This is a genomic window from Microcystis sp. M53603_WE2, from assembly GCF_030065435.1.
Genome location: NZ_JASJFF010000439.1, coordinates 1 through 2,977 on the forward strand (window position 1 = coordinate 1; position 2,977 = coordinate 2,977).

Here is a 2,977-nt window from a genome sequence, read left to right on the forward strand (position 1 = left end):
TAACCTGTTGATGCCTTAAGTCCTTCCCTATATGGATTTCAGCTACTTTTGAGCGTAGGCGCTCTCATCGAATTTTATTTTAAGTTAATTATTTGCATAACAATTCCCGAAGAGCCAAAATTGATAACCCACGGTTTCTTCGTAAGTCGGAAAAAAGACTAAAAAAGGCTCAACGTAAACTCTCAAAGAAGAAAAAGGGAAGCCAAAAAAGATTAAAACAGAAATCTAAAGTAGCTCGCCTTCATCTAAAAGTTTCTAGACAGCGTAAAGATTTTGCCGTCAAGACAGCAAAAGCGTTAATCCAATCTAACGATTTGGTAGTCTATGAGGACTTGAAGGTATCTAATATGGTGAAAAATCCTAAGCTTGCTAAATCTATTTCAGATGCGAGTTGGTCAATGTTCACCGATTGGTTAGACTACTTTGGGAAAATACACGGGAAGTTTGTGGTAGCGGTGAACCCACAATACACTAGCCAACAATGTTCTAGTTGTGGTAATATCGTCAAGAAAACATTATCTGTAAGAACTCATGTTTGTTCTTGTGGGTGTGTCTTGGATAGAGACGAAAACGCCGCTATAAACATTCTCGCACGGGCAAATACTGTCGGGCGGACAGAAATTCAAGCCCTCGGACAGACTACCCACTGTCTATTAGGTGAAAGCTTAGTAGATAAGGTAACTGGATGAACAGGGAATCCCCAAGCGCTTAGTGCCATGGGAGCGTCAATATCCTATCTCGATCCGCTTCCCCTTGGCTGAGGGGAATTTTTAGAATCTCTTTTGATTTGGCGACCGCTCCCCTTGTTAATCTAATACGATAAAAAGACTCTCTTTGGCCAAAAGCTCGATTTTTTGGCCAGCAAATCGGAATTATGGGGGCAAAGTTCCTCAAAACCTATCCTTGATTCCTGCAATCCCTGTACCCTATCAATACCAGAACATGATTTTATCTTTCTTGCAGACAAATAAAATTTCTGACGATAATACACCTTGGTGGCTGAAAATTACCTCCCTTTATCCCCACTGTACCTACTATTTTGGTCCCTTTGCCTCTTTTGAGGAAGCACAACAGCATCAGGGGGGTTATCTCCAAGATCTAGAGTCCGAAGGAGCGCAAGGAATCAGTCTTTCGATCGAGCGGAGTAATCCCCGTTATTTGACCGTTTTTGACGATGGAAATCAGGATCTAGCTAAAACTTTGACTTCCCATGCTCGAACCTTTTCTCGCTTTATTTCTTAAGTCTCCCTGTCCTCTTTGTCAACGGCAGAGCGATCGAGAGCTTTGCCGTGATTGTGGGCGACAATTACAGGCCTATCGTCAGAATAACCCGCTTTTTCTCTGGCATGGTTCTATTCCCCTGTTTATCTGGGGACGCTACGAAGGTAAATTAAAACAGGCGATCGCTAAAATGAAATATGATCGCCATCCCGCTCTCGGCTCTTTGCTAGGCAGTTGCATGGGGGAAACTTGGCTGCTGCGTCCTCCCCTCACCGATAAACGTTTGACGGTGATTCCTATCCCTCTCCACCCAGAAAGATTAAGGGAAAGGGGTTTTAATCAAGCAGAAGTCATTGGCGAGGGTTTTTGTCGTTTAACCGGTTATCCTCTGGCTAGTCGCGGATTAATTCGGATTAAGAACACGGCAGCTTTATTTAGTCTGGCAGCCGAGGAAAGAAAAAAGACGATGCAAGCGGCTTTTCAACTGGGGAAAAATTTACCGAAATCAGTGCCGATTCTCTTAATTGATGATATTTATACCACGGGAACCACGATTGAGGAGGCTGTGCAGGTTTTACAAACAGAGGGGTATCGGGTAGTCGGTGCGATCGCTCTTGCCAGTTCCAAAATTAGCTAAAATGCCCAGACGGAATCGGTCTAGGCATTTTAGGATTTTAAATTAAGTCCGTTTGATCTTGTCGTATTGACTGATGAAAATCAAACCGATAGTAGCAGGGATCAGGACGATAGCCGCACCTAAAACAAGGCTCCAGAGAAAGTTAGCTAAAGAGGGTGTCATGATAGATAAATCCTTTGTCATATTTTCAAAGACTTAGTTTTTTATCTTATCACCTTGGGCGAGAAGACCTCCACTTCCACGACCAGATAGATGCGATCGCAGGTTTTATATGTCTTCAATCCCTCAAGATAAAGTCTCCCTTGACTTCTCAAGGGGATAGGGATGTTTGACAATAGGTGATAGTTACAAAACTTTAAACTAGATTGGCAAAGATTTTTATGGCTACTGACGATCGCAAACGGCGCATTCTCGATCATCTCTCCAGAAGTACCACTGGTGCTGACTATATTCCCAAAAAACCGCTGCCAATTGTGGAAACTCCTCCGGTGGCAGCGGAACCCGTGGCAGCGCCGCCTCCAGTAACTCCTTCACCGGAATTAACTGCTAAAGAGCGCAAAAGAAAGATAATGTCCCATCTTTCCATGAGTAGTCAAGATTTTGGCGAAATTACTAGCACTGCCCCCGAAGAAAAGCGTAAACGCCAAATTAATGACCATCTACGCCAAAGCCAAGGATAAATAGTAAGGAGTGAGAATTAGCAACTAGGCATCTTCTAGACTGTTCTCACTCCCTTATTTTCTGCTGTCGATGGGGATAAGCTAAGACGCATTTAAAGCGCTTATTCTTAAGATTAGCCGAATCTCCCCCAATCCCTTTACTGTTGCCTCTTGCCTCTTGCCTCTTGCCTCTTGCCTCGTCTCAACAAGCAATTTAAATTACGAACAGCTTAATGACAGTTGTTGCAAATCAGTTCCTCGCTCTGGCAACAAGGGAATGTTAAAGTTAGTAATGATCGCTTCGGTGATCGGATGACGTAATTTTTCTGTGGAACCAACATGATAAAAATGCTGTTTAGTATAGATATAAAACTGATCAGCACTCCAATTTTTTTTAATTAAAGGATTGCTTCTAAACTGATTACTGTGCCAAGTGGACAAAATAAACCGACAAGAAATA

4 protein-coding genes and 2 pseudogenes are annotated in these 2,977 nt (G+C 42.8%); 4 read left to right on the top strand and 2 right to left on the bottom strand.

What is annotated here, in order from left to right; translation table 11 throughout:
* Positions 1 to 110 precede the first annotated feature (110 nt).
* The 3 genes and pseudogenes from PX481_RS09200 to PX481_RS09210 form a co-directional block, all read left to right on the top strand.
* Positions 111 to 689 (top strand): annotated as a pseudogene (locus tag PX481_RS09200) (RNA-guided endonuclease InsQ/TnpB family protein); the annotation flags it as partial.
* A gap of 253 nt (positions 690 to 942) precedes the next feature.
* Entirely contained in the window at positions 943 to 1,242 is a 300-nt protein-coding gene (locus tag PX481_RS09205; protein WP_002759077.1) for a DUF1816 domain-containing protein, read from the top strand.
* The gene (locus PX481_RS09210; RefSeq protein ID WP_288094461.1) at positions 1,211 to 1,858 is read left to right on the top strand and encodes a ComF family protein; all 648 of its coding nucleotides are present in this window, start codon (positions 1,211 to 1,213) and stop codon (positions 1,856 to 1,858) included. Before PX481_RS09205 ends, PX481_RS09210 begins: the two co-directional genes overlap by 32 nt.
* A 42-nt stretch (positions 1,859 to 1,900) precedes the next feature.
* Here the strand turns inward: PX481_RS09210 and psbX are convergent, their stop codons facing one another.
* Positions 1,901 to 2,020 (bottom strand): photosystem II reaction center X protein, encoded by a 120-nt coding sequence (psbX, locus tag PX481_RS09215; RefSeq protein ID WP_002759073.1) that lies wholly within the window; start codon positions 2,018 to 2,020, stop codon positions 1,901 to 1,903.
* A gap of 218 nt (positions 2,021 to 2,238) precedes the next feature.
* Here psbX and PX481_RS09220 point away from each other — a divergent pair, with 218 nt between their 5' ends.
* Entirely contained in the window at positions 2,239 to 2,538 is a 300-nt protein-coding gene (locus tag PX481_RS09220; RefSeq protein WP_002759071.1) for a hypothetical protein, read from the top strand.
* A 198-nt stretch (positions 2,539 to 2,736) separates the two neighbouring features.
* Here the strand turns inward: PX481_RS09220 and PX481_RS09225 are convergent.
* A pseudogene (locus PX481_RS09225) lies at positions 2,737 to 2,977 on the bottom strand (DNA adenine methylase); the annotation flags it as partial.